Consider the following 24,742-nt stretch of genomic DNA (forward strand, 5'->3'; position numbering starts at 1 on the left):
GCGGGAAGGCGCTCACGTCCGAAGTCCACGGCCGCAGGTCGAAGACCGGCCCGGTGGCCCGCACCGGATCAACCGGCGCCGGCTCGGCGGAACCAGCTCGTACGGCCGCCGCTACCCGGGTCCCCGCACGGGGATGGGTAACCAGATAACCCTCGGCCATGAGCTGCGCGTACGCCTCGACCACGGTGCCCCGACCGACCCCCACATCGGCAGCCAGCAGCCGAGAGGACGGCAACGACGTACCGGCCGCCAGCTGACCCGTACTGATGGCCTTGCGCAACGCGCGCTCCAGCGCCGCTCGGCGGCCGCCGGACAGGTCGACATCCAGGTGCAACGTGGGTGATCTGGTCCATCTTTCTGCCATAAAGCTGGATCGTACGACCGGACCAGCCGGTGCGTAGAGTCGAGGCATGAGTGAATACGTGATTCCCACCTCGCGACTGAACGCGCGCGAGGAGGCACCGCACGCGTACAAGGCCATGCTCGGCTTCGCCCAGGCGGCCGGTGAGGGACTCGACCCGACCATCGGCGACCTGCTCCGGATCCGGGCCTCCCAGCTGAACGGCTGTGCTTATTGCGTCGATATGCACACCCGGGACGCGGTCGAACACGGCGACACCCAGCGCCGCGTCAACAACGTGCCGACCTGGGCCGAGTCACCGCTGTTCACCGCCAAGGAACGAGCTGCGCTGCGGCTGACCGAGGCGATCACCCTGCTCACCGAGGGGCATGTGCCGGACGAGGTCTGGCAGGAGGCCGAGAAGCACTTCGACCCGGCCGAGCTGTCCCGGCTGGTGCTCAGCATCGCCGCGATCAACGCGCTCAACCGGATCGGCGTCTCGACCCGGATGGTCCCAGCGGTGGCCGTATGAGTGCCCAGGCCCTGCGGGCGCTACACCAGCCCGGCCAGCCGCTCGTGTTGCCCAACGCCTGGGACGCCGAGTCAGCCCGCTTGGTGGCCGACGCCGGCTTCCCGGTGGTCGCCACGTCCAGCACCGCGGTCGCCGCGAGCCTCGGCTACCCGGACGGCAACCAGACCCCGCCAGACGAGGTTTTCGCCGCGCTGGCACGAATAACCCGACGGGTGGACGTGCCGGTGACCGCTGACCTGGAAGGCGGCTACGGCCTGTCCGCGACCGAACTGGTCGACCGGATGGCGACCGCCGGCGTGGTCGGACTGAATTTCGAGGACACCAACTACGACGGCGAACCGGGCCTGACTGACATCAGCCGCCAAGCGGACCGGATCGCCGCTATCAAAGCCGCCGGCCCCGACGTCGTGCTGAACGCCCGTATCGACGTTTTCCTGCCCAGAATCGGAATTCCCGAACAGGACCAAGTTGCCGAGTCTCTTCGCCGAGCCCGCGCCTATGTCGCTGCTGGCGCCGACTGTGTCTACCCCATCTTCATGGCCGAACCGGCCGCGATTTCCGCCTATGTAAAGGAAATCAGCGCACCGCTAAACGTCCTGCTCCGCCCGGGCGCGCCTTCGGTTGCCGAACTTGCCACCCTCGGGGTTGGGCGCATCAGCTTGGGTGGCGGGTTGATGTCCGTCGTACGGGACACTATTTCCGCGGAGCTCAAGAGGCTTGCTGGCTCTTGAAAAACGCACCCCGCAGGCCATGCCGTCGCTGGACTCGTACCAATGCGTGCGCGGGCTGGCAGAACTCCGCCAGCCCGCATCGCTATGTGGTGCTCAGATGAGGTCGGTGCCGATTTCGTGCTTGGAGAGCGCGTGGAAGGCGGCGTCGGAGCCACCGACCTGCGCGGACAGGTGACGGAACGCTCCACGCTCGCCGTGGACATCAACCATGCGACCCCAGGCCGACTGGGCGCGACGCTTGGAACGGGTATGGGACAGGGTAACGGCCTCGCCGCTAGCCAGGTTCACGACTAACTCCTCTTTGAGTGTTTCTCGTCCTTTGTTTCGTCTTCTACGGTACCGGTTCAGAAGCAGATTGCTTAATGGATTCAGACGTGATCGTCCGCACGTTACGGCCGTCACAAAGCCCCCCGGAAAGTGTTGCTGGACAAGACATTCCGCGTTAACCAAGGGTTTCCCACCGGGCCGTCCGGCCCCTGGACCTTGCCCAACCGCGCAACCCCGGTGCGGCGCGAAATTGTCGTAGGTGTCTGTTTTTCTTTCCCCCTCCCTTTGAACGGGCGGGGGGTGGGTCGAGAGGTGGACCTTGATTTTTAGTTGAACGTTGGTCCTCGAACCCGCCCCCCACCCGTCACTGGGTGGGGGCAAATCTGCCGGAGGGGTACGACAGTTTCGCGCCGCACCCGACGCGACCGCCACCGAAATCGCGTCGCTCGGCAAGCACGTAGGGGGTTCATGCGGACAACAACGCGGCTACCGAGCGCCAGGGGCGATCAGAACTTGCGGCGTAGGGCGATCAGCGTGATGCGGAACCAGACCATGCCCGCGCACGCCGCGGCCGCCCCCACCTCCAGCAGCCCGACGGCACCGCTAACGGAGTAGCTGACGGTCAGCAGCGCCCCGAGGAAGATCAGGCCGGTGGCGCCGGCCAGCCACCGGTGCCGACGGGCCAGCAGCGGCAGGGCCCGCCGGAGGCGGCGGGGCATGCGTACGAGGAACGCGCCCACCACGACCGCGACCAGCACGTTCACCACCCCAGCGAACAGCCGGGACGGCACCCCGCCGGCCTCCACGAGTTGCGTCGAGAACAACGCGCAAAGCAACTCCATCGAGCCGAGCACCCCCACGCACCACGCGAGGACACCGACAATGTTCTTGGCGGCGACCGTCTCGTCTGGAGCCGCCGCGGCCGCATCCAACAGGCCGCCGAGCGCCCGCAGCACTCGCCGGCGACGAAAGTCCAGGATCGCGAGGTCGTGCCGGGCCGCCACGTGGTTGGGCTTGAGCCGCAGCGTCTCCTCGTACGCCAGCCGCGCGGTCTCCCGGTCGCCGCGGTCGGACGCGATGTCACCGACCCGGAAATGCGCGTCCGGGTCGAGCGGGTTCAGCTGGACGGCCCGCCCGGCCATCTCCTGCGCGAGCCCGGACTGGCCGGCCGTGTGCAACACGATCGCGTAGCAGCGCAGCACGATGGATGAGTACGGGTCGAGGCTGACCGCCCGAGCCGCCGCCTCCACCGCGGGCTCGTGCCGGCCGAGCCCGGACAGCGCGAGCGCTCGCAGCCGGTAGGCCCGCTCCGCGAACGGGCCGGCCGCCACCGCCGAGTCGGCGGCCGCGAGGGCCTCGGCGAAGCGGCGGTCCATCAACTGCAGATGCGCGAGCATCATCAGCGCTTCCGCGTCCGCCGGCTCACCGGCCAGCAGCCGGCGCAGTTCCGCCTCGGCGTCCGCGATCCGGCCAAGCTCGACCAGCGCCTGCGCGCGGCGCAACCCTGTGTCCATCAGCCGCGATTCGACCCGTACCCAGGCGCGCCCCCAGCGCCGCTGGCTCGGCGCATCAGACCATGCGCCGTTTTTTCATATACGCCAGCAAATCGTCGTACTCACCGTCGGAGTTCGCGAAGGTGGCCACGTTCCGGGCGGCCGCGAACCACGGGCCGGTGCTGGGTTTGATCTGCCGCAAAGCGGTCTTGAAGTCGTCCATGGTGACCGGCCGGATCGTGCCCGTACGCACCGAGTCAGCCAGCGCGAGCTCAGCGGCGGACTCGCAGCTGTGTGCGATGTCCGCGCCGGAGAAGTCCTCGGTCGCCTTCACCAGCTTCTCGATGTCGATGCCGGCAACCGGCCGGCCAGCGAGGTGGTAGCGCAGGATCGACGCCCGGGCGACCGCGTCCGGTGGCAGCACGAGCAGCATCCGGTCGAACCGGCCGGGCCGGCGCAGCGCGGTGTCCACGTCCCACGGGTGGTTGGTGGCGGCCAGTACGAAGACGCCCTCGTTCTTGCCGGCCACCGAGTCCATCTCGACCAGCAGGGTGTTGACCAGCGTCCGGAGCCAGCTGTTGTTGCGCAGATGTGACCGCTTCTGGCCAAGCGCGTCCAGCTCGTCGAAGAACAGCACGCAGGGCGCGTTTCGGCGGGCCACGTCGAAGAGTTCCTTGACGGCCCGCTCACTGTTCCCGACGTACATGTCCAGCACCTCGGCGATGCCGACCGGGTAGAACTTCGCGCCCATCTCGCCGGCCACCGCGCGGGCGATGAACGTCTTCCCACAGCCGGGCGGGCCATAGAGCACCAAACCACCGGACAGGCTCTTGCGGAATGTCTTGGCCAGCTCGGGGTGGCGCATCGGCCCGAGGAAGGCGATCTCCAGCCGCTGCTTCACCTCTTCCATGCCGCCCACATCGGCCAGCCTTACGCCGGCGACCTGCACCTCTTCGTCCAGCGCGACCGGCTCGCCGTCGTTCACGAAGGCGGGCTGGACGATGTCGCTGACCTCCTGCTCAGCCGCCGACCAGTCGAATTCGGTGCCACCAGGAGGGCGCCCGTCTCCCGGCCGCTGGGCATCGGGTCGCTGAGCGTCCGACGGCTGGGCATCCGGTTGCTGAGCTGCCGACGCGTCTGGCGGCGTGGTGGACTCGGGCTCCGGCGGCCGCACCGGCTCAGGCGTGACCGGGGTCGGCTGGGTCGTACCCGACAGCGCCACGCTCACCCGCCCCAGCAGCGCGATCGCCTCGGCGTTGCCGGGTTCCCGCTGCAGCACCTGCGAACACTCGGCCAGCGCCGCGGCCGGTTCGCGGTCAGCCAGCAGGCCGGCCAGGTGCAGGCGCAACGGCACGTCGTCCGGCGCCGCGGCGACGGCGGCGCGAAGACTGGTCAGCAGTGGATCGTCGGTCATCAATTCCTCCGAACATCCACCCTATCCGCCCGCCGCACTCTCCCACCGTCGCTTCACCCGTCCCGCTGCTTTGTCCGCAACGCCGCCGCGCGGAAGGGGCGGGAAACTGTCGGCCACCCGGAGGAGCCTCGAATTCGGGGGCGGCATTTTTCCGTCGACCGCCATGGGCGTACGCGGGCCGGCTCAGCGGGGGAAAATGAGGGCGGTTGCGATCGCCGCCAGGCCTTCGCCGCGGCCGAGAAAGCCGAGCGTATCGGTGGTGGTGCCGCTCAGGGTCACCGGGCCGCCGGCGGCCGCGGACATCGCCCGCTGGGCCTCGGCCCGGCGCGGTCCGATGCGGGGGGCGTTGCCAATCACCTGTACAGCGATGTTGCCGACCTCGAAGCCGGCCTCCCGTACCAGCCGGGCCGCCTCGGTAAGCAGCACGAACCCGCTGGCGCCGTGCCACTCCGGCCGGCCGGTGCCGAAGATGGCGCCGAGGTCGCCCACCCCGGCCGCGGACAGCAACGCGTCGCAGCTCGCGTGCGCGACCACGTCGCCGTCCGAGTGGCCGGCGAGGCCAGGCACGTCCTCCCAGAGCAGGCCTGCGACCCAACACGGCCGGGTGACGTCGAAGGTGTGTACGTCGGTGCCGACACCTACTCGCGAAATCGGTGCGCTCATGCCGCCGATCAAAGCACGCGCTACCGTACGCCCGGTGAAGGCAGGGGTGCTGGTGTTGGCCGGCGGCAGCGGTACGCGGCTCGGCGCGGCGACCAACAAGGTCTACCTGCCGCTGGCCGGCCGCAGCGTGATCGCGCATTCGCTGCTGAGGTTCGCGGCGACCCCCGGTGTCGAGCGGCTCGTCCTGGTGGCGCGGCCGTCCGACCACGAGCTGGTACGGGCCGTTCTCGACGAACTTCCGCCCGATCGGGTAGAAGTGGTGGCCGGTGGCAGCAACCGGCACCTCAGCGAGTTGGCTGGTCTGCGGCATCTCGCGGCAGCGATCACCGCCGGCGACCTGGACGTGGTGGCCATTCACGACGGCGCCCGGCCACTGGTCACGCGGGAGTTGATCAGCAAGGTGCTGGCGACGGCGGCCGAACAGGGCGGCGCGATTCCCGGCATCCCGGTCACCGACCTGGTGGCGAAGGACGACTTGCACACCGACCTCACCGAAGCCGGCGGCACGCTCGTACGGGTGCAGACCCCGCAGGCCTTCCGCGCCGCTGAGCTGCTCGATGCGTACGAACGCTCGGCCGCCGAGGATTTCGCCGGCACCGACACCAGCGCCTGCGTGGAGAAATTCACTGATCTGACGGTCGTCTGCGTGCCCGGCGACCCAGGGAATCTCAAGGTGACCTACGCAGCCGATCTGCCGCTCGCCGAGGAACTACTTTCTCAACGGTAAGGCGCCTTACCCGGCACCCGTACCACCGAAATGCCGAGCCGCTCGGCATAAAAAGGCAGTGCGTTCAAAGGAAAATTCGCCGGTACGGTCGGCAGGACTGCTTCCAGTGCCGCCCGGGTGGCCGCCTGCGGACATCGCATCCGCAGCACAGTCTCGCGGTCGAGGGTCCCGACGATCCGTTGCCGCTGGTCAACGATCTTCACCGTTTCGGGCATCTCCACGACCGGCACGCTCCAACCGAGCGGCCCGGCTGGCAACCCGGCCAACACCGCGTCCGCGACCTCCGGGGTGACCCGGTCGACCTCGTAGAGCAGCACGGTCGAAATGTCCGCCGGCAGCGACTCGACGACGGCCGTCCACGCCCGCACCGCCGGCGCACTCATCGAAAAGGGGACAATAGTCACAGCGTGATCGCTCGCGGTTTTTGGCTCGTACGAGCCGTCGGCGACCGCCAGCACGACGTGGTCGACCGGCCCGGGATGCCGCAGGAACCGCGTCACATTGTCGCCGATTGGAGCGCGAAAACGCCCAGAAGACAAGGAAAAGGTGGCAGCCATCCCGACGGCTGCCACCTTTTGAGACGTTACGGAGTTCAGGACTCGAGAACCTCGTCCAGCAGCACCCCGGCCTTGTCCTTGTCAGTGCCCTCGGCCAGCGCCAGTTCGCCGACCAGGATTTCCCGCGCCTTGGACAACATGCGCTTTTCGCCAGCGGAGAGCCCGCGTTCCTTGTCCCGGCGCCACAAATCCCGAACAACCTCGGCGACCTTGTTCACGTCGCCACTGGCGAGCTTTTCTAGATTGGCCTTGTATCGGCGAGACCAGTTGGTTGGCTCCTCGGTGTGCGGGGCCCGGAGCACCTGGAAAACGTGCTCGAGTCCCTCTTCGCCAACCACCTCACGAACGCCGACATACTCGGCGTTGTCGGCGGGGACGCGGACGGTTAGATCTCCTTGAGCAACTTTTAGTACGAGGTATTGACGCTCTTCGCCTTTGATGACGCGAGTTTCAATGGCCTCGATGAGAGCTGCCCCGTGGTGCGGGTAGACGACGGTCTCACCAACAGTGAAAGTCATTGGCCTAAGAACCCCTTTCGCTTCACTAAGGATACCACGCCCGCGGTCAGGGACGAGCGTCAAGGTGACGGCATCACCGCAGGTCAGAGGCCATAAGTTGGGTGCCGTAGGGGTTGACAAACCGAGTTGGAGGCTACTCAGCAGGAAAAAACACCGCCCGGCGGACCAGGATCGGTCGGTCCACCCTATGGCGTTGTGGACGCGCTCGGCGCACAGTTAACGGGTCACCCCACCTCACCCCGCCGGGAGTCGTACCGATGGATTCTGCGCGGCCGGACGACGAATCCGGCCCGGCCGCCGGCAAAGACCGGTCCGGCCGCGACAAGCACCGTCAGGACCACTCCAGCGACCGGCACGACGAGCTGCCGGACCTGCCGCCGGAATGGGCCGACCTGGTCATCCCGGACGACGCCAGCGCGCTCGCCGACGAGGCCGCCGAAGTACGGGCGGAGCTGCGTTCGCAGCGGCGCCGGCGGCGCTGGGAGCGGCTGCTGCGTACCAGGCGTTGGGAAAGGTACGGCCTGTCTGGTCCGCTGCTTGTCCTGGTGCTGGTCGTCGTCGCATCCTTCGCCAGCCTGCTGATCACCGTGCTGCCGAGCCCGCCGAAGGTCCCCAAAGCCGTGGCGCTGACCCATCCAGCGGTCGCCAACGGCCGGCCCGGCGGGCTGCTGCCGGACGTGGTGCTGGCCCGTGGCGACGGCCGGCCGCTGGCGATCCGCAGCCTGCGCCCGGCGGTCGTGCTGCTGATCGCCGACGGCTGCGGCTGCCAGTCGCTGATCAGCGCGTACGTCGACGCCACCGCCGACGCCCGACTGGAGCTGCTGGTCGTCGGCGGGCATCGTCGGCCGGCCGTACCGCAGCTCGCGATGAGCAGGATCATCGGACTGACCGATCCCGCGTCCTCGCTCACCAAGGGACTGGTCGCGCAGTCCGGGCCGGGTCAACCGACCTCGGTGCTGGTCGGCGCCAACGGCGTGATCTCCAAAGTGGTCAGCAACGCGACCGATCCCAGCGTTCTCCGCGACCAGATCAACGCCCTGATCCCGGCTTAGGCGCTCTGCGGAAAAGCCGAATTCAGAAACCGGCGACCGGCGCCTCGCCGCCGCTCCAGACAGTGATTTTGGTACGGTCACCGCGGAAAAGGTCGCGGGCATATTCCAGCGCGAGCCCGGACTGGGCGTAGGCGGTGCGCTCGATCATCATCAGCGGCTGGCCAACGGCGATCTCCAGCGCGGCCGCCTCGACCTCGGTGGCGATCACCGGCGAGAGCGCCTCGAACGCCCGCGCCGGCTCCTGCCCGTACACCGAAGTCAGCAGCGCGTAGAGCGAGCCGGTCAACGGTCGCGAAAGCAGGTCCGGGCAAAGCGCGGCCGGGAAGTACGAGCACTCCAAGGCAAGTGGGCGCAGGTTGGCCAACCGGACCCGGATGATCTCGTACACGCCGGCGCCCTCGTCGATGTTCAACGCCGACGCGACCACCCCGGTGGCCGGCCGCCGCTCGGCCTTCAGCACCCGCGCACCGGGCTCCAGGTTGCTCCGCCGCAGTTGCTCGGTGAAGCCAGTCAGCCCGGTCAGGTCGCACTCCACCTTGGGCTGAGCCACGAAAGTGCCGCCATTGCGACCGCCGGTCCGTACCAGCAGCTCGCGCCGTTCCAGCGCGGCCAACGCCTGCCGCAGAGTCATCCGGCTCACCTGCAGCGAGGCCGCCAACTGCCGCTCCGGCGGCAGTCGATCACCAGGAGTGAGATGCCCGGCGACGATCTCGCCACCCAGCCACTGCTCGATCTGGACGTGCATCGGCACGCTGGAGTCGGGTCGGGGATGAAACTGGTCCCCCACAACGAAACTCTCCGTGGTCACGGTCCGTAATGGTACCGGTTCGACCGGGCCGGCGGGGCCGGTTCGGCCCGGCTCGCTAATCACACCAGCCCCACCCAGCCGAGGACGGTGCTGGCAGCGGCATTACGCTGGGGCCGATTTAGCTGGTAGGTCGGGATCTGGGCACGTAAAGCAGGAGGACAGTCGCAGTGACCGTAGGTTCTGGGTCAAAGTCGATGCCGGTAACCGTACGCGCTGGTTTGCTGGCCGCGGCCGGCCTGCTCGCGCTGGCCGGTTGCAGCTCCGGCAAGGTCGCGCAGACCGCCGACCAGCAGAGCGCCATCGACGGCGTGAACGTCAACGTCGGGCAGATAGCCATCCGCGACGCCGCGATCGTGTTCCCGATGAGTGGCGACGCCACCACGTATCAGGCCGCTGGTGCGGCCCCGCTGGCCGCGGTGCTGGTCAACTCCAGCGGCACCGACGACACCCTGGTCTCGGCCAGCTCGCCGTACGCGAAAAAGGTGACGCTGGCTCCCGCCGAGGATGGCGCCACTCCGCCGGCGACCGGCTGCGTCGCGTCCGCGTCGGTGCTGCCGAGCGCCTCCGCCACCCCCAGCGAGAACGGGCACGCCACCCCGAAGCCAACCGGCAGCCCGAAGCGGCCCGCCGGCACCCCCGGTGCGCACCCGTCCGGGTCCGCCGCCGCATCGAGCTCGGCAGCACCTTCCGGCTCGGCAGCGCCGAGTGACTCAGCCTCGCCGTCGGAGCCGACTGGACCGTCCGCGATCGGCCTTGCGGTGCCGTCGTCGAGCACGGTCCAACTGGTGTCCGGTTGCCAGCAGTTGGTGCTGTCCGACCTGTCGCAACCGGTCACTCCGGCGATGCTGGTGCCGGTCACGCTGACCTTCCAGAACGCCGGCGTGGTGACTCTGCAGCTGCCCTTCGCGAGCCCGGCGACCGCACTGCCCCGTACGCCCGTGTCCGGGTTCGCTCCCGACAACGGCTGATTCCTCTCTTTTCCTGGTTAAAGGCAGTGTGTGGTGCGGAAGTGAGCGCCTTGGTTAAGGGCGTTTACTGCGGAGGTGAGCGTCCTGGTTAAGGGCGTTTGCTGCGAGGGTGCGGCGTCTCGTCTACCAGGCACGAGAAAACCCCACCCCGACACCAAAAGACGGTGTCGGGGTGGGGTTTTCTCGTGCTTACTGCCGATTCGCCCTGTGTTTCTGGCGCCTTCGGCGCGGGGCGCCGTCGACTACGGCTACGAGAGTCCGCCTTTGTAGGCCCGCAAAGACCGCGGGCCTACAAAGGCGGACGCTCCTGCCGGAGGGGCGACTATCGGCCTGGCGGCCGATGCGCCGGACGGGGCTGGGTCCGTCTAAGTGTGCCGACTCTGGTTTAGAGGTGACGGTCTCGCACGGGGTGAGAACACGGGGCTGGGTCTCGCACGGGGTGAGGACACGGGGCTGGGTCTCGCACGGGGTGAGGACGCCGGGGCTGGGTTTCGTCGAAGTTGGCCGACTTTGGTTTAGAAGTGACGATGCGCACGGGGGTAGAACGTGGGGCTGGGTTCCGTGCTGGTGGGCGCGGCGGGGGTGGGAGCGTCGTACCTGGTGGCTACGGTCGGGTTATGGCTAGAGAGCGCACGGCGTATCACTGCGATCAGTGCGGGTTCGTGGTGCCCAAGTGGGTGGGGCGGTGTCCGGACTGCAAGGCGTGGGGGTCGGTCGTCGAGGCCGGGCCCACCGCGACTCGGAAGGTGCCGGCTGGGCCAGTCTCGGCGCCGGCGTTGCCGATCGCGCAGGTCGAGGTGGAGGCGGCCCGGGCGCGGCCGACCGGGGTGGCGGAGCTGGATCGGGTGCTCGGGTCCGGGCTGGTGCCGGGCGCGGTGATCCTGTTGGCCGGCGAGCCCGGGGTGGGCAAGTCGACGCTGCTGCTGGAGGTGGCGCAGTCGTACGCGTCGTCCGGCACTGGCCGAGCGCTGGTGGTGACCGGTGAGGAGTCGACCGCGCAGGTGCGGCTGCGGGCGGAGCGCACGGGCGCGCTGTCCGAAAACCTCTACCTGGCGGCCGAGACCGAACTGACCGCGGTGCTGGGCCACCTCGACGACGTTAAGCCGGGGCTGTTGATCCTGGACTCGGTGCAGACGTTCGCGGCGCCCGGCATCGAGTCGGCCGCCGGCGGGGTGACCCAGGTGCGGGCGGTGGCGAGCGCATTGACCGCGGTGGCCAAGGCCCGCGGGATGGCGGTCGTGCTGGTCGGGCACGTCACCAAGGACGGCAGCATCGCCGGGCCGCGGGTGCTGGAACACATCGTGGACGTGGTGCTGCAGTTCACCGGTGAACAGCATTCGCCGCTGCGGTTGGTGCGGGCGGTGAAGAACAGGTTCGGCGCGGCTGACGAGGTGGGTTGCTTCGAGATGCACGAGGGCGGCATCCGTGGGCTGGCCGATCCGTCCGGGCTTTTCCTGAACCGGCACAGCGAGCCGGTGATCGGCACCTGCGTGACGGTCACCATGGAGGGCCGCCGTCCGCTGCTGGCCGAGGTGCAGTCGTTGGTCGCCGCCTCGACGCTGCCGTCGCCGCGGCGGGCCGTGAGCGGCTTGGACCACGCGAGGGTGGCGATGACGCTGGCCGTCGTCGAGCGGCACGCCGAGTGCGTACTGGGCAACAAAGACGTCTTCGCCGCCACCGTCGGCGGTCACCGCATCACCGAGCCGGCCGCGGACCTCGCCGTCGCGATGGCGGTGATGTCTTCCGCCTTCACCCGGCTGCTCCCGCCGGATCTGGTGGCGGTGGGCGAAGTAGGCCTGTCCGGCGAGCTCCGCCGAGTCAGCGGCGTCGGCCGCCGCCTCGCCGAGGCCTACCGCCTGGGCTTCCGGCACGCCCTCGTACCAGCCGGCTCCGAAGACCTCCCCCCGAAAATGAAGGTCTACCCGGTCGCCGACCTCCCCGCCGCCATCGCCGCCGTCCGCCACATGAACATCCAGGACGGCCGCCCCCCATCCGCCCCCCGCCCCTAGAAACACCAACCCTGCCGCCCCACCACGCCCCCACGTCACACACCAAACGCGAGCCCCCGCCAGCCAACAACGCAGCCCAGCCCAGCAAAACTCGGCCCCGGCCGAGCTGCCGTCAGGCAGCGGCCGCGCGAGGCACTCGCGCCACGGCACCGTACTCGCGCCATGACACCGCAGCCCAGGCACGGCACGGCACGGCCGAGGCGCCGAAGGCGCCCGCGGGCCCCACGGCGGTGGGCCGCCCCGGTCTTGGGGGCGTCCCGGCGACGTGGGTGCACCGGCCCGTCCCAGCGGCCGCCAGGCCGCTGGATATGCGGCGGTAGGCCCGCCCGGTCTTGGGGCGGGTCTGGCGACGCATATGCGTTGGGACGCGCGGCAGGCACTGCCGCAACGAACTCAGTACACTGCTGTTGTCAACGCCGACGCTTCGGGGAGGACGTGTGCCGCCGGACCGCGAGGACCGTCTTCGGTCCACTTTGGGTCTTGTCGCGCCAGGCACCGCCCTTAGGGACGGGTTGGAACGCATTCTGCGCGGAAACACTGGTGCTTTGATCGTGCTGGGGTACGACAAAGTGGTGGAAACGCTTTGTACGGGCGGGTTTCCGATGGATGTGGAGTTCGCCGCGACGAGGCTTCGTGAGTTGGCCAAAATGGACGGCGGCGTGGTGCTGTCCACTGATGGCGCTCGGATCGTCCGGGCGGCTGTGCATTTGGTGCCAGATCCGAGCATTCCGACGGAGGAGTCCGGGACTCGGCATCGGACCGCGGAGCGGGTCGCTCGGCAGACGGGTTTCCCGGTGTTGTCGGTGAGCCAGTCGATGCGGATCATCAGTTTGTACGTGGCCGGGATGCGTTATGTGCTGGACGAGTCGTCGGCGATCCTGTCGCGGGCGAACCAGGCGCTGGCCACTTTGGAGCGATACAAGCTCCGGCTGGACGAGGTTGCCGGCACCCTTTCCGCGCTGGAGATCGAAGACCTGGTGACCGTCCGGGACGCCATGGCGGTCGTGCAGCGGCTGGAGATGGTGCGCCGGATCGCCGACGAGATCTCCGGATACGTGATCGAGCTCGGCATCGATGGGCGGCTGCTGTCTCTGCAGCTGGACGAGCTGATGGCCGGTGTCGACGAGGACCGCACGTTGATCGTCCGGGACTACGTGCCGACCGGGCGGCGGGCCCGCTCGCCGGAGGACGTGTTGGCCGACCTTGACGAGCTGTCCAGCCTGGATTTGCTGGACCTCACGCTGGTGGCCCGATGTTGTGGCTTCCCGCCCACTCAGGACGCGCTGGAGGCGGCGGTCAGCCCGCGGGGCTACCGGCTGCTCGCCAAGGTGCCCCGGCTGCCGGGCACCGTGATCGACCGGCTGGTCGAACATTTCGGTGGCCTGCAACGACTTCTGGGCGCCACCGTGGACCACCTGCAGGCCGTCGACGGGGTCGGCGATGCCCGCGCCCGGAGCGTACGGGAAGGCCTTTCCCGGCTCGCCGAGTCATCCATCCTCGAGCGGTATGTCTAGTGTCCTGCGCCCGAGGTTCATTACTTTCTCCGGCGCCCAGACAGCGATCTGAAAGCATCGGAGAATCGCCCACATACGCACCGGTATGAGGGCGATCCTCCGGCGCACTCAGATCACCGCCTGGATCACCGGATAAAGCAACGAACCTCAGACGCAGGACACTAGGACTTCTTCGCCGCGATGGTGAAGGGGGCCGGCTGGCTCAGGATCGTCGACCACAGGGTGACCAGCTGATACTGCCCCGGGCCGACCCGGGTGCGCTGGCCGGCGCAGTTCCGGGATGAGCTCAGGCCGGACCAGGTCAGGGTGAAGGCGTACGCCTTGCCGGGTTGCAGCAGAGCCGGCTGGGTGCCGCGGTCGGGCTGGCAGTCCGACGAGGACCACAGCCACGATCCGCCGCCCATCACCCGGAATTCGCGCTGTGTCGCGCCGAGGTCGCCCTGGCAGGCGGTGGTGCCGTGGTTGATGACGGTCAGTTTCAGTCGCGGGCTGCTGCCTACCGTCCACTTGGTCGCGTCCAGCGCGGCCGTCACCTGCACCACCGCGGCCGTACAAGCGCCCGGCGCCGACGGGTTGGCCGTCGCGGCCGCGCCGACGGCCGGCGCGCTGGGGCTGGGCGAGGCGGGCGGCAAGCTGGGTGACGGCGTCGGAGCGACTGTTGGGCTGGGCTTGGCGACAGCACTGGGCGAGGCCTTCGGGTGGACCGTGTCGGCCGCCTGCTGGGCTTTGGGAGAGCCGCCACCGAAGGCGCATGTGGTGAGCGTCACCAAAAGCACCAGGATGACGGCAGCGACCAGCCCCCGTCGCCGCCAGTAGACGACGGGTGGGAGCGGCCCGACCGTCAGTTTCATGGTGATTCGCACGGTAACGCGCCGTGGCGCGGCAAAGCGGGAGGACGCGCCGTGCGACCATGTCACGCGATGAACACGCCCTCTGCTCCGGAAGGCGATCGGCTCCCGATCGACGCGTTGCTGGAGTGGTACGACACCAACGCCCGCGACCTGCCCTGGCGCGCTCCTGACGCGTCCCCCTGGGCGGTCCTGGTCAGCGAGTTCATGCTGCAGCAGACCCCGGTCAACCGGGTGTTGCCGGTGTACGAGTCGTGGCTGCGACGCTGGCCGGCGCCGGCCGCGCTGGCCGCCGAACCGGCCGGCGAGGCGATCCGGGAGTGGGGCCGGCTCGGCTACCCGCGCCGGGCGCTGCGGCTGCACGCCTGCGCCGGCACGCTCGTGGAGCTGCATGGCGGCGAGGTCCCCGATGACGTGGACGCGCTGCTGGCGTTGCCCGGCGTCGGCACGTACACCGCGCGGGCGATCGCCGCCTTCGCCTATCGCCAGCGAGTGCCGGTCATCGACACCAACGTCCGCCGGGTGCTGACCCGAGTTTTCGACGGAGTGGCTGATTCGAGCGCTAATGTCACGAATTTAGATCTCGATCGTGCAAAATCTTTGCTGCCGCTACAACCGGAGAGGGCTGCTCGGACGTCTATCTCGTTGATGGAACTCGGAGCCCTGAACTGTGTAGCCCGTACGCCCCGGTGCAGCGATTGCCCGCTGGCGACGCAATGCCGCTGGTTGCTGGCCGGATTCCCAGACAACGCCGGACCGGTCCGCCGGCCGCAGGCGTTCGCCGGGACCGACCGGCAGGTCCGTGGCCTTTTGATGGCTGTCCTGCGCGAATCACCGGCCCCGGTGCCGGCCGGCGATCTCGACGTGGTCTGGCCGAAGGCGGCGCAACGTGCGCGGGCCTTGGACGGGCTGGTCGCCGACGGCCTGGTCGATCCGCTGCCGGACGGCCGCTTCGCGCTGCCAGGCGTGGTGACCCGGTGACCCGCGGTCAGGCACCGGCCGGCGACCCGATGCCGGCCGACGGCGAATCGCTGAACGACTACCTGTTCGACGCGCCGCCGAACGGCCGCCCAACCACCGCCCTGCCGCAGGTCGACGCGGTGCCGACCCCGCGCGGACGGCACGAGCAACTGGCGCCGAACGGTGCGCCGGCGCGCCCGGATCCGCTGCTACAAACCCCGTTGAACGCCGGTGACGAGGCCTTCGCCGCGTACGACCAGAACCCGCTCAACCAGAACCCGCCGCACCAGCGGCCCCTAAACCAGGGCCCGCTCGGTCAGAGCCCGCTCCGGCAGGGCCCACCGGCGCCGCCGAAAGGCCCACCGATCCAGGGTCCGCCGGATCGCCGGCCGCCGCGCCGGCGTGGTCGCCGGGGCTGGCTGATCGCGACCGTGCTGGGCGCGGTGGCGGCCGTCGCGGCGGTGCTTTTCGCGGTCGTGCCGGCGAACGGCACGGGCGGCGACACTCCGCCGCCGCCCAGCGGCGGCAAGGTCGTCGCGCCGATCACCCAGCCGGCTGGCGGCGAGGATCCGGGCATCTGGCCACCGCCGCGGTCCAGCAACGTGTCGGCCACCGGCCCGCTCCCGGTGGTGCCACTCGCACCCCCGCCGGACGGGCCGCTGAAGCTGGACCAGTCCGGCCCGTACGCGCCGCTGGTCACCCGGATCCCGACCGACAAGAAGATCGTGTTCATCACGATGGACGACGGCACCACGCAGGCGCCGGTCGCGCAGGACCTGTTCCGGGAGAGCAAGCTCCCGGTCACGATGTTCCTGATCAGCCACACCGCCGCCAGCAACCCGAAATACTTCAAAGGTCTGGTGCAGAAGGGCGCCCGGGTCGAGGACCATACCGTCACCCACCCGATGAACTTGAACAAGCGCTCGGCGCTCTATCAGAAGAACCAGATCTGTGGCGCGAGCAAGCAGTTGAAGGGCATCTTCGGCATCCAGCCGACGCTGTTCCGGCCGCCGTACGGGCTCTACAACGAGACCACCCTGAAGATCGCCCACGACTGCGGCATCCACGCCGTGGTGATGTGGGAGGGCTCGATGATTGGCGGCGGACTGTTCATCAACCAGCACGAGGTCGGGCCGCGCAACCCGCTCAAGCCCGGGATGATCCTGCTGATGCACTTCACTCCGCACTTCAACGAGGACTACCGGGTGCTGCTGGCCGCGATAGCCAAATCCGGCTACTCGGTCGGCCGGCTCACCGACTACCTGCAGTAGGCCAGGTGTCGGTTGGGTCACAATTGCCCGACCAGCCAACTCAGCGGGTCGGTCGACCGTCTTTGCTGTGAAGGGCCTGTGCGTTGTTCGCAACGCCCCGTTGCTTGCGTCCGGCGCAGGCAACGGGCGTTGCGGACCACCATCCATCGCAGGGAACGCCCGGAAAGGGATCCGTGTACCGTCACCGCGCCGTCGCCGCCGCACTCGTGTCCATCTGCCTGCTGGCCGCCGGTTGCGGCGCCACCAAGCCCAGCGGCGGGGGTACGCCCAGCGGCAGCGCTGCCGGCCAGCCCACCGTGCAGCCGAGTCCCACGCCCAGCCGGGCCGATCCCGGCTCCACCGCCGACGGGCTCCCGGCCGTACCAGCCTTCGACCCGGCCCCGCCGGCGCAGCCGACCAAGCTGACCGCGCCGCCCGGCGAGGTGCCGGCGCTGCACGAGATCACCACCACCCAGAAGGTCGCGTTCATCACGATGGACGACGGGGCCGTACGAACCCCGAAGGCCGCCGCGATGCTGCGCAAGGCCGGCGTGCCGGTGACGCTCTTCCTGATGGGCAACGACGTCGATCCCGATCCGGCCTATTTCCGCGGCCTGCAGGACGCCGGCGCCCGGATCGAGGACCACACCCAGACCCACCCGGAGATGCCGAAGCTTTCGGCGGCCCGACAGAAGCAGGAAATCTGTCCCATCGCGGACAAGTATCAGAAACTTTTCGGCAAGCGCCCGACGCTTTTCCGGCCGCCGTACGGCGACTACAACTCGACCACCCAGAAAATGGTGGCCGCCTGCGGGCTGAGCTATCTGGTGCTGTGGCGGGAAACCACCGACAACGGCAAGGTCTTCTACCAGCGACCGGACCAAAAGGTGCATGCCGGCGACATCATTCTGATGCACTTCCGGGTCGCCTTCGTACGTGACTTCGCCGCGGTGTTGTGGGCAATCAAGAAAGCCGGCCTGACGCCAGCCGTTCTACAGGACTACCTGCCAGTCCCCGCAAAGACTCCGTGAGCGCTGCGTATCATCGCGAGAAACGAAACTCCATACCGGAATGGCAGTGAATGTTTTGGTGACTATTCTTTTACCGCCCGGTGCCGACAAACAATGCGGCCGGAAATGACGCAACCGCCGGCCGCCTCGCCGCGACGGAAAATGCGGCCGGGCTGGTGGGTCGCCATCGCGGCCGCTCTCGCAGCGGTCGTCCTGGTGGTCGCGGTGCCGCTCACCTCACACCTGCGGCATCCCGGCGAGGCCGCGCAGACCCCGTCGGCCGAGCCGCCCCCAGCGGTCACGTATCCGGCTCTCGCGCCGCTGCCGACGATCCCGTTGGCGGCCCCGCCGCCGGCCGCGATCCGGCTCAACGACAGCGGGCCTGAGGTGCCGGTGGTCACCCGGATCCCGACCGACAAGAAGATCGTTTTCATCACGATGGACGACGGCACCTTCCCGAACCCGGCCGCGCCGCGGCTGTTCGCGGCCACCAAGCTGCCGGCCACGCTGTTCCTGATCAGCAAGACCGCCGCCAAGACCCCGCTCTACTTCAAGAGTCTGGTGGCCGACGGCGCGCGGGTCGAGGGCCACACCGTGAACCACCCGTACGGCGGCCTCAAGGGCCGGTCGGAGAAGGTGCAGCATTCGGAGCTGTGCAACTCCGCGGTGCAGCTGAAGCAGATCTTCGGCAGCACCCCGAAATGGTTCCGGCCACCGTACGGGACGTACGACCAGACCACCCTGCGGACCGCGAAGCAGTGCGGCTACCAGGTGTCGGTGATGTGGGAGGCGTCGGTCATCGACGGCGTGCTCTGCATCGCGCAGCATCAGTTCGGGGCGGGCAACCCGTTGCAGCCCGGGATGATCCTGCTGATGCACTTCACCCAGAACTTCGAGCACGACTACCGAACGTTGCTGGCGGCGATCCAGCAGTCCGGCTACTCGGTCGGCCGGCTCAGCGACTACCTGGACCAGACCCGAGCCCCCAAGACCGGCCCGCACCCGTCCCTGGTGGTGCCCAAGCCGGTGACCCCGATATCCGGCCCGCTCTGCCCGGACGTCGCCGCCGCACAGGCGTCCCAGTCCGCCGCGGCCGCCGCGGCCGCCGCCCAAGCGCATGCCTCCCCGACGACGACCGCCAAGGACTAGCACTTCTTCGCGAACCCGACATTCTCGTCGTGCGGCCGACGACAACGTCGAGTCCGCTGGGGTTGCTCGTACGCAGAAAGGCCGGGCCCTCGCGGACCCGGCCTTTCTGCTGTCAAGCGCGGATTACTCGGTGCCGGTCGCCTTGGCGACGCTGACGGCTGGTTTGTCCTTGGCCGCAACCAGTTCCTTCTCGGCCGGCTTGTCGCCGGTCGCGAAGGTGAGCTTGGCCTTGTCCGGGACCTCCGGGTCGCCCTCGACATCGATGGTGATGTTCTGTCCGGGCTGGACCTCGCCGAACAGGATCTTCTCGCTCAGCGTGTCCTCGATCTCGCGCTGGATGGTGCGACGCAGCGGCCGGGCACCCAACACCGGGTCGAAACCCTTCTTGGCCAGAAAGGTCCTGGCGTTCTGGGTCAGCGTGAGCCCCATGTCCTTGTTCTTCAGCTGAGTCGAGACCCTCGCGATCATGATGTCCACGATCTGGATGATCTCTTCCTGGCTCAGCTGGTGGAACACCACGATGTCGTCGATCCGGTTCAGGAACTCAGGCCGGAAGTGCTGCTTGAGCTCGTCCTGGACCTTCTGCTTCATCCGCTCGTAGTTGCTGGCCTGGTCGTTGCCCGACTGGAAGCCGAGGCTGACGGCCTTGGAAACGTCCCGCGTCCCGAGGTTGGTGGTCATGATCAACACCGTGTTCTTGAAGTCCACGATGCGACCCTGACCGTCGGTCAGCCGGCCGTCCTCCAGCACCTGCAGCAGCGTGTTGAAGACATCCGAGTGGGCCTTCTCGACCTCGTCGAACAACACCACGCTGAACGGCTTGCGGCGGACCTTCTCGGTCAGCTGGCCACCCTCGTCATACCCGACATACCCGGGAGGCGCACCGACCAGGCGGGAGACCGTGTACCGGTCGTGGAACTCGGACATGTCCAGCTGGATGAGCGCGTCGTCGTCGCCGAACAGGAACTCCGCGAGCGCCTTGGACAGCTCGGTCTTACCGACACCGGACGGGCCGGCGAAGATGAACGAACCACCGGGACGCTTGGGGTCCTTCAGGCCGGCGCGCGTACGCCGGATGGCCTGACTGACGGACTTGATCGCCTCCTGCTGGCCGACGACCCGGCGGTGCAGCTCGTCTTCCATGCGCAGCAGCCGGGAAGTCTCCTCCTCGGTCAGCTTGAAGACCGGGATGCCCGTCCAGTTCGCCAGTACCTCGGCGATCTGCTCGTCGTCGACCTCGCTGACCACGTCGAGGTCGCCGGACTTCCATTCCTTCTCCCGCTGGGACTTCTGGTTCAGCAGGGTCTTCTCGTTGTCCCGCAGACTCGCGGCCTTCTCGAAGTCCTGCGAGTCGATCGCGGACTCCTTCTGCCGGCGTACGTCCGCGATCTTCTCGTCGAACTCACGCAGGTCCGGTGGCGCGGTCATCCGGCGGATCCGCATCCGGGCGCCGGCCTCGTCGATCAGGTCGATCGCCTTGTCCGGCAGGAAGCGGTCCGAGATATACCGGTCGGCGAGGCTCGCGGCGGCGACCAACGCGGCGTCGGTGATCGACACCCGGTGGTGCGCCTCGTACCGGTCGCGCAGGCCCTTCAGGATCTCGATGGTGTGCGCCAGCGACGGCTCGGCCACCTGGATCGGCTGGAACCGGCGCTCCAGCGCGGCGTCCTTCTCCAAATACTTGCGGTATTCGTCGAGGGTGGTCGCGCCGATGGTCTGCAGCTCACCGCGGGCCAGCATCGGCTTGAGGATGCTGGCGGCGTCGATCGCGCCCTCGGCGGCACCCGCACCCACCAGGGTATGGATCTCGTCGATGAACAGGATGATGTCGCCGCGGGTACGGATCTCCTTGAGCACCTTTTTCAGGCGCTCTTCGAAGTCGCCGCGGTAGCGGGAACCGGCGACCAGCGCGCCGAGGTCCAGCGAGTAGAGCTGCTTGTCCTTCAGCGTCTCGGGCACGTCACCCTTGACGATGGACTGGGCCAGCCCCTCCACCACCGCGGTCTTGCCGACACCCGGCTCGCCGATCAGCACCGGGTTGTTCTTCGTACGGCGGGAGAGCACCTGCATCAGGCGCTCGATCTCCTTCTGCCGGCCGATCACCGGGTCGAGCTTGCCCTCGCGGGCGGCCTGGGTGTAGTTGCGGCCGAACTGGTCCAGCACCAGCGAGGTCGACGGAGTGCCCTCGGACGACGGGCCGCCACTGGACTCCTTGCCGCCCTGGTAGCCGGACAGCAGCTGGATGACCTGCTGCCGCACCCGGTTCAGGTCGGCGCCGAGCTTGACCAGCACCTGCGCGGCGACGCCCTCGCCCTCGCGGATCAGGCCGAGCAGGATGTGCTCGGTCCCGATGTAGTTGTGGCCGAGCTGCAAAGCCTCGCGAAGGCTCAGCTCCAGCACCTTCTTCGCCCGCGGGGTGAAGGGGATGTGCCCGGACGGGGCCTGCTGACCCTGCCCGATGATCTCCTCCACCTGCTGGCGTACACCTTCCAGCGAGATGCCGAGGGACTCCAGCGCTTTCGCGGCGACGCCCTCGCCCTCGTGGATGAGCCCGAGCAGGATGTGTTCGGTCCCGATGTAGTTGTGGTTGAGCATCCTGGCTTCTTCCTGCGCCAGGACGACAACGCGACGTGCGCGGTCGGTAAATCTCTCGAACATCCCTCGTGCTCCTCACATGCCAGCCGGCACCTTGCACCGCATAGCGCCTGTCGTGCCCATCGGCACTGCGTGCCCGTCTGGCCACCCCTCGGCAGTGCGTCACTGCCGCGCCGGGAGGTGCGCCTGTCGGCACCGTGTGGCCGCCGAACCCCTGTGTGGGGCCCGTCTTGAACACTCTAGTCGGGGGTTGGATACCAAACTCGTCAGAACAGTCATTTGCGACCGGCAACCAGCCGATCAGACAGGCAATCGCGAGCCCGTCACCGGGAACAACGTCGTTCTGGGCCGTTCCCATCCTGACTGCTGTACGCCGTCAGCGAAACCGGCCGGACAGACCACAAGTGCGGTCAGGACTGCGAGTGATACTGCTCGATGATCTCGGCCGGAATCCGGCCGCGGTCGCTGACCGCGAGGCCCTTCTTCCTGGCCCAGGCCCGGATGGCCTGGTTCTGCTCGCGGTCCGCGGTCACCGTCGGAACAGTCGGCGCCGGGCGTACGGCTGGGCGGGTCGGCGCCTTGCCGGCCTTACGGGCCACGCTGACATACGTCGCGAGCTGGTCACGCAGCTTCGCCGCGTTCTTGTTGGACAGGTCGATCTCGTACGCCACCCCGTCGAGCGCGAAGCGGATGGTCTCGTCGGCCTTCCCGCCGTCGACATCGTCGATGAGGATAATTTCGGTACGCTGCGCCACCGCGTTGATTTCCTTCCCCGCAGGAATGTCCGGCAATGACTGCTTCTTGAGGACATTCTCATCCTTGGAACACCTGCCTGGCAGGGCCGCCGGCCTCAACCGCCGGTCGAGTCAGGTCTCACGCCGGGTGAGCGACGCATCCAGGCCCAGCGGGTCCGCGTCATGGCGCGCGTCCCGACTCGGTAGCACCGCCCGCCGACGGAGCTTACCCCTGCCTGCGTTTACCACCTGCAGCGACGGGCCGGGCACGGTCAGCGGCCCCACCCGGATCGGGCGAGGGCCGCAGAATCTATACAGAATCCGTTTACAGACCGTTGGAACGGTTGATCAGGTCCTGAGCGGTGCCCTGCGCCTGGTCGTACCGGTCCGGGAAGGCGGACCGCTGCACGCTCTGGGCGACCCGGCCGGCCGACCAGCCGGGGTTGTTGGCCGCGTTCGGGATGGCCTGGTCGAGATACTTGTTGGCGGCGTGCGCCACGTCCAGGCAGTTGTTGCGGTCCTCCGGGCACCAGAACCGTGGGATCTGTTGGAAGACGCCAATCGAGTCGCCGGTGCCACAGTTCAGGTTGTTGGCATGCGACTCCACCCACGCGGTTTCGAAGACGGACAGTCGTACGCGACCGTCGACGCCCCGCTGGTTGCTCACGTCCCGCAGGATCCGCAGCACGTTGTCGTCCGCGTTGCCCGGGATGGACCCGCAGTTCTTCGGTGTCACCACGGACGCCGGCACGTGGGTGCCGGGCGCCAGCAGATCACTGGAGTTACTCGCAGTGCCACCGTAAGCCGCCGGTGCCGCCAGCAGCGCGGCGCCAACCGCCGCCGCTGCCAACGACATCCTGACGCCCCGCCGGATCGCTGTCCTGCTCATCGGAAGTTCCTCTCGGTGCTGGGGGGTTGTGACCTGGAACACCGCGGCTGTGTCGGTCGGGAACTTCCTACCTCGTGCTAATAGGTGTTGTAAATGACTTTCGCCAAAAATCGCCCAAGCCGCATTAAATGGGTAGTGGGTATCGACACCCGGTAAAACCGGGCGTACGGGTGATAGGGCGACAGCGGGTAGCGGGACTACTCAGGTCGTACGAACGGGAAAAGGATCGTTTCCCGGATTCCTCGGCCAGTGAAGACCTGAAGCATCCGATCGACGCCCATTCCCATCCCGCCGGTCGGCGGCATGCCGTATTCGAGGGCCCGAATGAAGTCCTCGTCCAGCTGCATGGCCTCGGGGTCGCCGCCAGCCGCGGCCAGCGACTGTTCCAGCAGGCGCTGCCGCTGGATGACCGGGTCGACCAGCTCGGAATAGCCGGTGCCGACCTCCATACCACCGATGTAGAGGTCCCATTTCTCGGTGACTCCCGGCTTGCTGCGATGCGACCGGGTCAACGGCGAAGTGTCCAACGGATAGTCCCGGACGAACACCGGGTCCTGCAGTTGGTCGTCGCAGAGCGCCTCCAGCAGCTCCTCCACCAGCTTGCCGTGGGTGGCGTGCGGCGGGATCTGGACGTCGAACTTCTCCGCGTACGCCCGAAGGGTGTCCACCGAGGTCTCCGGCGTCACCTCGTCCTGCACCGCGGTGGACACCAGCTCGTACAGCGACAACGACGGCCACACGCCGCCCAGATCCAGCTCGGTGCCGTCCAGCCGGGTGACCGTGGTGGAGCCGAAGACGGCCTGCGCGGTCTCCTGGTAGAGCTCGCGGGTGAGGGTGCCGACCGTGTTGTAGTCGCCGTACGCCTCGTAGACCTCAAGCATGGTGAACTCGGGCGAATGGGTGGAGTCGGCGCCCTCGTTGCGCAGCACCCGGCCGAGCTCGAACACCTTGTCGATGCCGCCGACCGTGCAGCGCTTGAGGAACAGCTCCAACGCGATGCGGATGTAGACATCCACGTCGAAAGCGTTGTAGTGGGTGGTGAACGGCCGCGCGGTGGCGCCGCCGTGAACCGCCTGCAGTAACGGGGTCTCCACCTCTATGAAGCCGCGGCGGTGCAGCGAGTCCCGCAGGCCGTGCACCGCGGTGGACCGGATGTGGGCCATCGAGCGGGCGTCCGGCCGTACGATCAGGTCCACATACCGCTGGCGGACGCGGGAGTCCTCGCTCATCGGCTTGTGCGCCACTGGCAGCGGCCGGAGCGCCTTCGCGGTGATCGCCCAGCTGTCCGCCAGCACGCTCAGCTCGCCGCGCCGAGACGTGATCACCTCGCCCTGGACGCCGACGTGGTCGCCGATGTCGACCAGCGACTTCCAGTCCGCGAGGGCCTGCTCCCCGACCTTGGCCAGCGAGATCATCACCTGCAGCTCGGTGCCGTCACCGGCCCGCAGGGTGGCGAAGCAGAGCTTGCCGCCGTTCCGGAAGAAAATCACCCGGCCAGCCACCCCGACGGTGTCGCCGGTCGCGGTGTCGGTCGCCAGGTCGGCGTACTTTCGCCGCAGCTCACCCAGGGTGGTGGTGAGCGGGAAACCGACCGGATATGGCTCGACGCCTTCGGCCAGCATCCGCTCCCGCTTGTCCCGGCGCACCCGCAGCTGCTCTGGCAGGTCGTCGGCTTCGGAAATGGGCTGCTCAGTCACGTACTCGAGGGTAGCCA

The 24,742-nt window shown here is 68.3% G+C and carries 24 protein-coding genes; 11 read left to right on the top strand and 13 right to left on the bottom strand.

Features of this window, described 5'->3' with window-relative positions; translation table 11 throughout:
* On the bottom strand, nt 1-364 hold a 364-nt coding region (locus ABD301_RS30905; protein ID WP_344313806.1), incomplete at its 3' end, for a GntR family transcriptional regulator.
* Between the two features lie 46 nt (nt 365-410).
* Between ABD301_RS30905 and ABD301_RS30910 the strand changes: the two genes are divergently transcribed.
* Together ABD301_RS30910 and ABD301_RS30915 are read left to right on the top strand one after the other, a co-directional pair.
* On the top strand, nt 411-872 hold the full coding sequence (locus ABD301_RS30910) for a carboxymuconolactone decarboxylase family protein (protein ID WP_344313807.1): 462 nt from the start codon (nt 411-413) through the stop codon (nt 870-872).
* Complete coding sequence (locus tag ABD301_RS30915; RefSeq protein WP_344313808.1) at nt 869-1,603, top strand: isocitrate lyase/PEP mutase family protein; 735 nt, start codon at nt 869-871, stop codon at nt 1,601-1,603. The genes ABD301_RS30910 and ABD301_RS30915 overlap by 4 nt, the downstream gene beginning before the upstream one ends.
* A 93-nt stretch (nt 1,604-1,696) precedes the next feature.
* On the opposite strand, the gene ABD301_RS30920 is transcribed toward ABD301_RS30915, so the two are convergent.
* The 4 genes from ABD301_RS30920 to ispF form a co-directional block, all read right to left on the bottom strand.
* On the bottom strand, nt 1,697-1,891 hold the full coding sequence (locus tag ABD301_RS30920; protein ID WP_163567004.1) for a hypothetical protein: 195 nt from the start codon (nt 1,889-1,891) through the stop codon (nt 1,697-1,699).
* Nucleotides 1,892-2,376: 485 nt separating this feature from the next.
* The gene (locus tag ABD301_RS30925) at nt 2,377-3,384 is read right to left on the bottom strand and encodes a tetratricopeptide repeat protein (RefSeq protein WP_344313810.1); all 1,008 of its coding nucleotides are present in this window, start codon (nt 3,382-3,384) and stop codon (nt 2,377-2,379) included.
* A 55-nt stretch (nt 3,385-3,439) separates the two neighbouring features.
* Entirely contained in the window at nt 3,440-4,777 is a 1,338-nt protein-coding gene (locus tag ABD301_RS30930) for an ATP-binding protein (RefSeq protein WP_344313811.1), read from the bottom strand.
* 183 nt (nt 4,778-4,960) lie between these two features.
* Nucleotides 4,961-5,440, bottom strand: a complete 480-nt coding sequence (gene ispF / locus ABD301_RS30935) for a 2-C-methyl-D-erythritol 2,4-cyclodiphosphate synthase (RefSeq protein WP_344313812.1) — start codon at nt 5,438-5,440, stop codon at nt 4,961-4,963.
* 34 nt (nt 5,441-5,474) lie between these two features.
* On the opposite strand from ispF, the gene ABD301_RS30940 reads away from it, so the two are divergent.
* Entirely contained in the window at nt 5,475-6,167 is a 693-nt protein-coding gene (locus ABD301_RS30940; RefSeq protein WP_344313813.1) for an IspD/TarI family cytidylyltransferase, read from the top strand.
* Here ABD301_RS30940 and ABD301_RS30945 read toward each other — a convergent pair.
* Nucleotides 6,158-6,667, bottom strand: coding sequence for a hypothetical protein (locus tag ABD301_RS30945; protein ID WP_344313814.1), 510 nt, complete (start codon nt 6,665-6,667; stop codon nt 6,158-6,160). The genes ABD301_RS30940 and ABD301_RS30945 overlap by 10 nt on opposite strands.
* Before the next feature lie 92 nt (nt 6,668-6,759).
* Nucleotides 6,760-7,242, bottom strand: a complete 483-nt coding sequence (locus ABD301_RS30950; protein WP_344313815.1) for a CarD family transcriptional regulator — start codon at nt 7,240-7,242, stop codon at nt 6,760-6,762.
* Nucleotides 7,243-7,499: 257 nt separating this feature from the next.
* Here ABD301_RS30950 and ABD301_RS30955 point away from each other — a divergent pair, with 257 nt between their 5' ends.
* Nucleotides 7,500-8,294 carry a TlpA family protein disulfide reductase gene (locus tag ABD301_RS30955; protein ID WP_344313817.1) on the top strand — a complete coding sequence of 265 codons (795 nt, stop codon included), beginning with the start codon at nt 7,500-7,502 and terminating at the stop codon, nt 8,292-8,294.
* Between the two features lie 22 nt (nt 8,295-8,316).
* On the opposite strand, the gene ABD301_RS30960 is transcribed toward ABD301_RS30955, so the two are convergent.
* Nucleotides 8,317-9,102, bottom strand: a complete 786-nt coding sequence (locus ABD301_RS30960) for a GntR family transcriptional regulator (protein ID WP_344313818.1) — start codon at nt 9,100-9,102, stop codon at nt 8,317-8,319.
* Between the two features lie 194 nt (nt 9,103-9,296).
* On the opposite strand from ABD301_RS30960, the gene ABD301_RS30965 reads away from it, so the two are divergent.
* From ABD301_RS30965 to disA, 3 genes are all read left to right on the top strand, one after another.
* A complete protein-coding gene (locus ABD301_RS30965) occupies nt 9,297-10,070 on the top strand; it encodes a copper chaperone PCu(A)C domain-containing protein (RefSeq protein WP_344313820.1) in 774 nt (257 codons plus the stop codon).
* Between the two features lie 617 nt (nt 10,071-10,687).
* On the top strand, nt 10,688-12,079 hold the full coding sequence (radA, locus tag ABD301_RS30970) for a DNA repair protein RadA (RefSeq protein ID WP_344313822.1): 1,392 nt from the start codon (nt 10,688-10,690) through the stop codon (nt 12,077-12,079).
* 437 nt (nt 12,080-12,516) lie between these two features.
* Nucleotides 12,517-13,593 (top strand): DNA integrity scanning diadenylate cyclase DisA, encoded by a 1,077-nt coding sequence (gene disA / locus ABD301_RS30975; protein WP_344313824.1) that lies wholly within the window; start codon nt 12,517-12,519, stop codon nt 13,591-13,593.
* 161 nt (nt 13,594-13,754) lie between these two features.
* Here disA and ABD301_RS30980 read toward each other — a convergent pair whose 3' ends face one another.
* Nucleotides 13,755-14,444, bottom strand: coding sequence for a hypothetical protein (locus tag ABD301_RS30980; RefSeq protein WP_344313826.1), 690 nt, complete (start codon nt 14,442-14,444; stop codon nt 13,755-13,757).
* Nucleotides 14,445-14,513: 69 nt separating this feature from the next.
* Here ABD301_RS30980 and ABD301_RS30985 point away from each other — a divergent pair, with 69 nt between their 5' ends.
* The 4 genes from ABD301_RS30985 to ABD301_RS31000 all read left to right on the top strand — a co-directional run bounded on the left by ABD301_RS30985 (nt 14,514) and on the right by ABD301_RS31000 (nt 18,810).
* Nucleotides 14,514-15,422, top strand: coding sequence for an HhH-GPD family protein (locus ABD301_RS30985; protein ID WP_344313827.1), 909 nt, complete (start codon nt 14,514-14,516; stop codon nt 15,420-15,422).
* Nucleotides 15,419-16,672, top strand: coding sequence for a polysaccharide deacetylase family protein (locus ABD301_RS30990; protein WP_344313828.1), 1,254 nt, complete (start codon nt 15,419-15,421; stop codon nt 16,670-16,672). The genes ABD301_RS30985 and ABD301_RS30990 overlap by 4 nt, the downstream gene beginning before the upstream one ends.
* Nucleotides 16,673-16,845: 173 nt before the next feature.
* Complete coding sequence (locus tag ABD301_RS30995; RefSeq protein WP_163566992.1) at nt 16,846-17,682, top strand: polysaccharide deacetylase family protein; 837 nt, start codon at nt 16,846-16,848, stop codon at nt 17,680-17,682.
* A gap of 105 nt (nt 17,683-17,787) precedes the next feature.
* On the top strand, nt 17,788-18,810 hold the full coding sequence (locus ABD301_RS31000) for a polysaccharide deacetylase family protein (protein ID WP_344313829.1): 1,023 nt from the start codon (nt 17,788-17,790) through the stop codon (nt 18,808-18,810).
* A gap of 123 nt (nt 18,811-18,933) precedes the next feature.
* Here ABD301_RS31000 and ABD301_RS31005 read toward each other — a convergent pair whose 3' ends face one another.
* The 4 genes from ABD301_RS31005 to lysS form a co-directional block, all read right to left on the bottom strand.
* On the bottom strand, nt 18,934-21,468 hold the full coding sequence (locus tag ABD301_RS31005; RefSeq protein ID WP_344313830.1) for an ATP-dependent Clp protease ATP-binding subunit: 2,535 nt from the start codon (nt 21,466-21,468) through the stop codon (nt 18,934-18,936).
* A gap of 347 nt (nt 21,469-21,815) precedes the next feature.
* Nucleotides 21,816-22,160, bottom strand: coding sequence for a histone-like nucleoid-structuring protein Lsr2 (locus ABD301_RS31010; RefSeq protein ID WP_344313923.1), 345 nt, complete (start codon nt 22,158-22,160; stop codon nt 21,816-21,818).
* A 304-nt stretch (nt 22,161-22,464) separates the two neighbouring features.
* Nucleotides 22,465-23,028: a hypothetical protein gene (locus ABD301_RS31015; protein WP_344313831.1), complete on the bottom strand. Its 564-nt coding sequence runs from the start codon at nt 23,026-23,028 to the stop codon at nt 22,465-22,467.
* Between the two features lie 197 nt (nt 23,029-23,225).
* Nucleotides 23,226-24,725, bottom strand: coding sequence for a lysine--tRNA ligase (gene lysS / locus ABD301_RS31020; protein ID WP_344313832.1), 1,500 nt, complete (start codon nt 24,723-24,725; stop codon nt 23,226-23,228).
* Nucleotides 24,726-24,742 lie beyond the last annotated feature (17 nt).

The sequence above is a fragment of the Fodinicola feengrottensis genome (genome assembly GCF_039530045.1).
Taxonomy (GTDB): Bacteria; Actinomycetota; Actinomycetes; order Mycobacteriales; family HKI-0501; genus Fodinicola; species Fodinicola feengrottensis.

Coding starts and splice junctions, on each gene's coding strand:
- ABD301_RS30980 (WP_344313826.1), bottom strand. CDS start 14,444: ATGAAACTGACGGTCGGGCCGCTCCCACCCGTCGTCTACTGGCGGCGA.
- ispF (WP_344313812.1), bottom strand. CDS start 5,440: ATGAGCGCACCGATTTCGCGAGTAGGTGTCGGCACCGACGTACACACC.
- ABD301_RS30910 (WP_344313807.1), top strand. CDS start 411: ATGAGTGAATACGTGATTCCCACCTCGCGACTGAACGCGCGCGAGGAG.
- ABD301_RS30915 (WP_344313808.1), top strand. CDS start 869: ATGAGTGCCCAGGCCCTGCGGGCGCTACACCAGCCCGGCCAGCCGCTC.
- ABD301_RS30985 (WP_344313827.1), top strand. CDS start 14,514: ATGAACACGCCCTCTGCTCCGGAAGGCGATCGGCTCCCGATCGACGCG.
- radA (WP_344313822.1), top strand. CDS start 10,688: ATGGCTAGAGAGCGCACGGCGTATCACTGCGATCAGTGCGGGTTCGTG.
- ABD301_RS31000 (WP_344313829.1), top strand. CDS start 17,788: ATGACGCAACCGCCGGCCGCCTCGCCGCGACGGAAAATGCGGCCGGGC.
- ABD301_RS31015 (WP_344313831.1), bottom strand. CDS start 23,028: ATGAGCAGGACAGCGATCCGGCGGGGCGTCAGGATGTCGTTGGCAGCG.
- ABD301_RS30930 (WP_344313811.1), bottom strand. CDS start 4,777: ATGACCGACGATCCACTGCTGACCAGTCTTCGCGCCGCCGTCGCCGCG.
- ABD301_RS30925 (WP_344313810.1), bottom strand. CDS start 3,384: ATGGACACAGGGTTGCGCCGCGCGCAGGCGCTGGTCGAGCTTGGCCGG.
- ABD301_RS30965 (WP_344313820.1), top strand. CDS start 9,297: ATGCCGGTAACCGTACGCGCTGGTTTGCTGGCCGCGGCCGGCCTGCTC.
- ABD301_RS30955 (WP_344313817.1), top strand. CDS start 7,500: ATGGATTCTGCGCGGCCGGACGACGAATCCGGCCCGGCCGCCGGCAAA.
- ABD301_RS30950 (WP_344313815.1), bottom strand. CDS start 7,242: ATGACTTTCACTGTTGGTGAGACCGTCGTCTACCCGCACCACGGGGCA.
- ABD301_RS31005 (WP_344313830.1), bottom strand. CDS start 21,468: ATGTTCGAGAGATTTACCGACCGCGCACGTCGCGTTGTCGTCCTGGCG.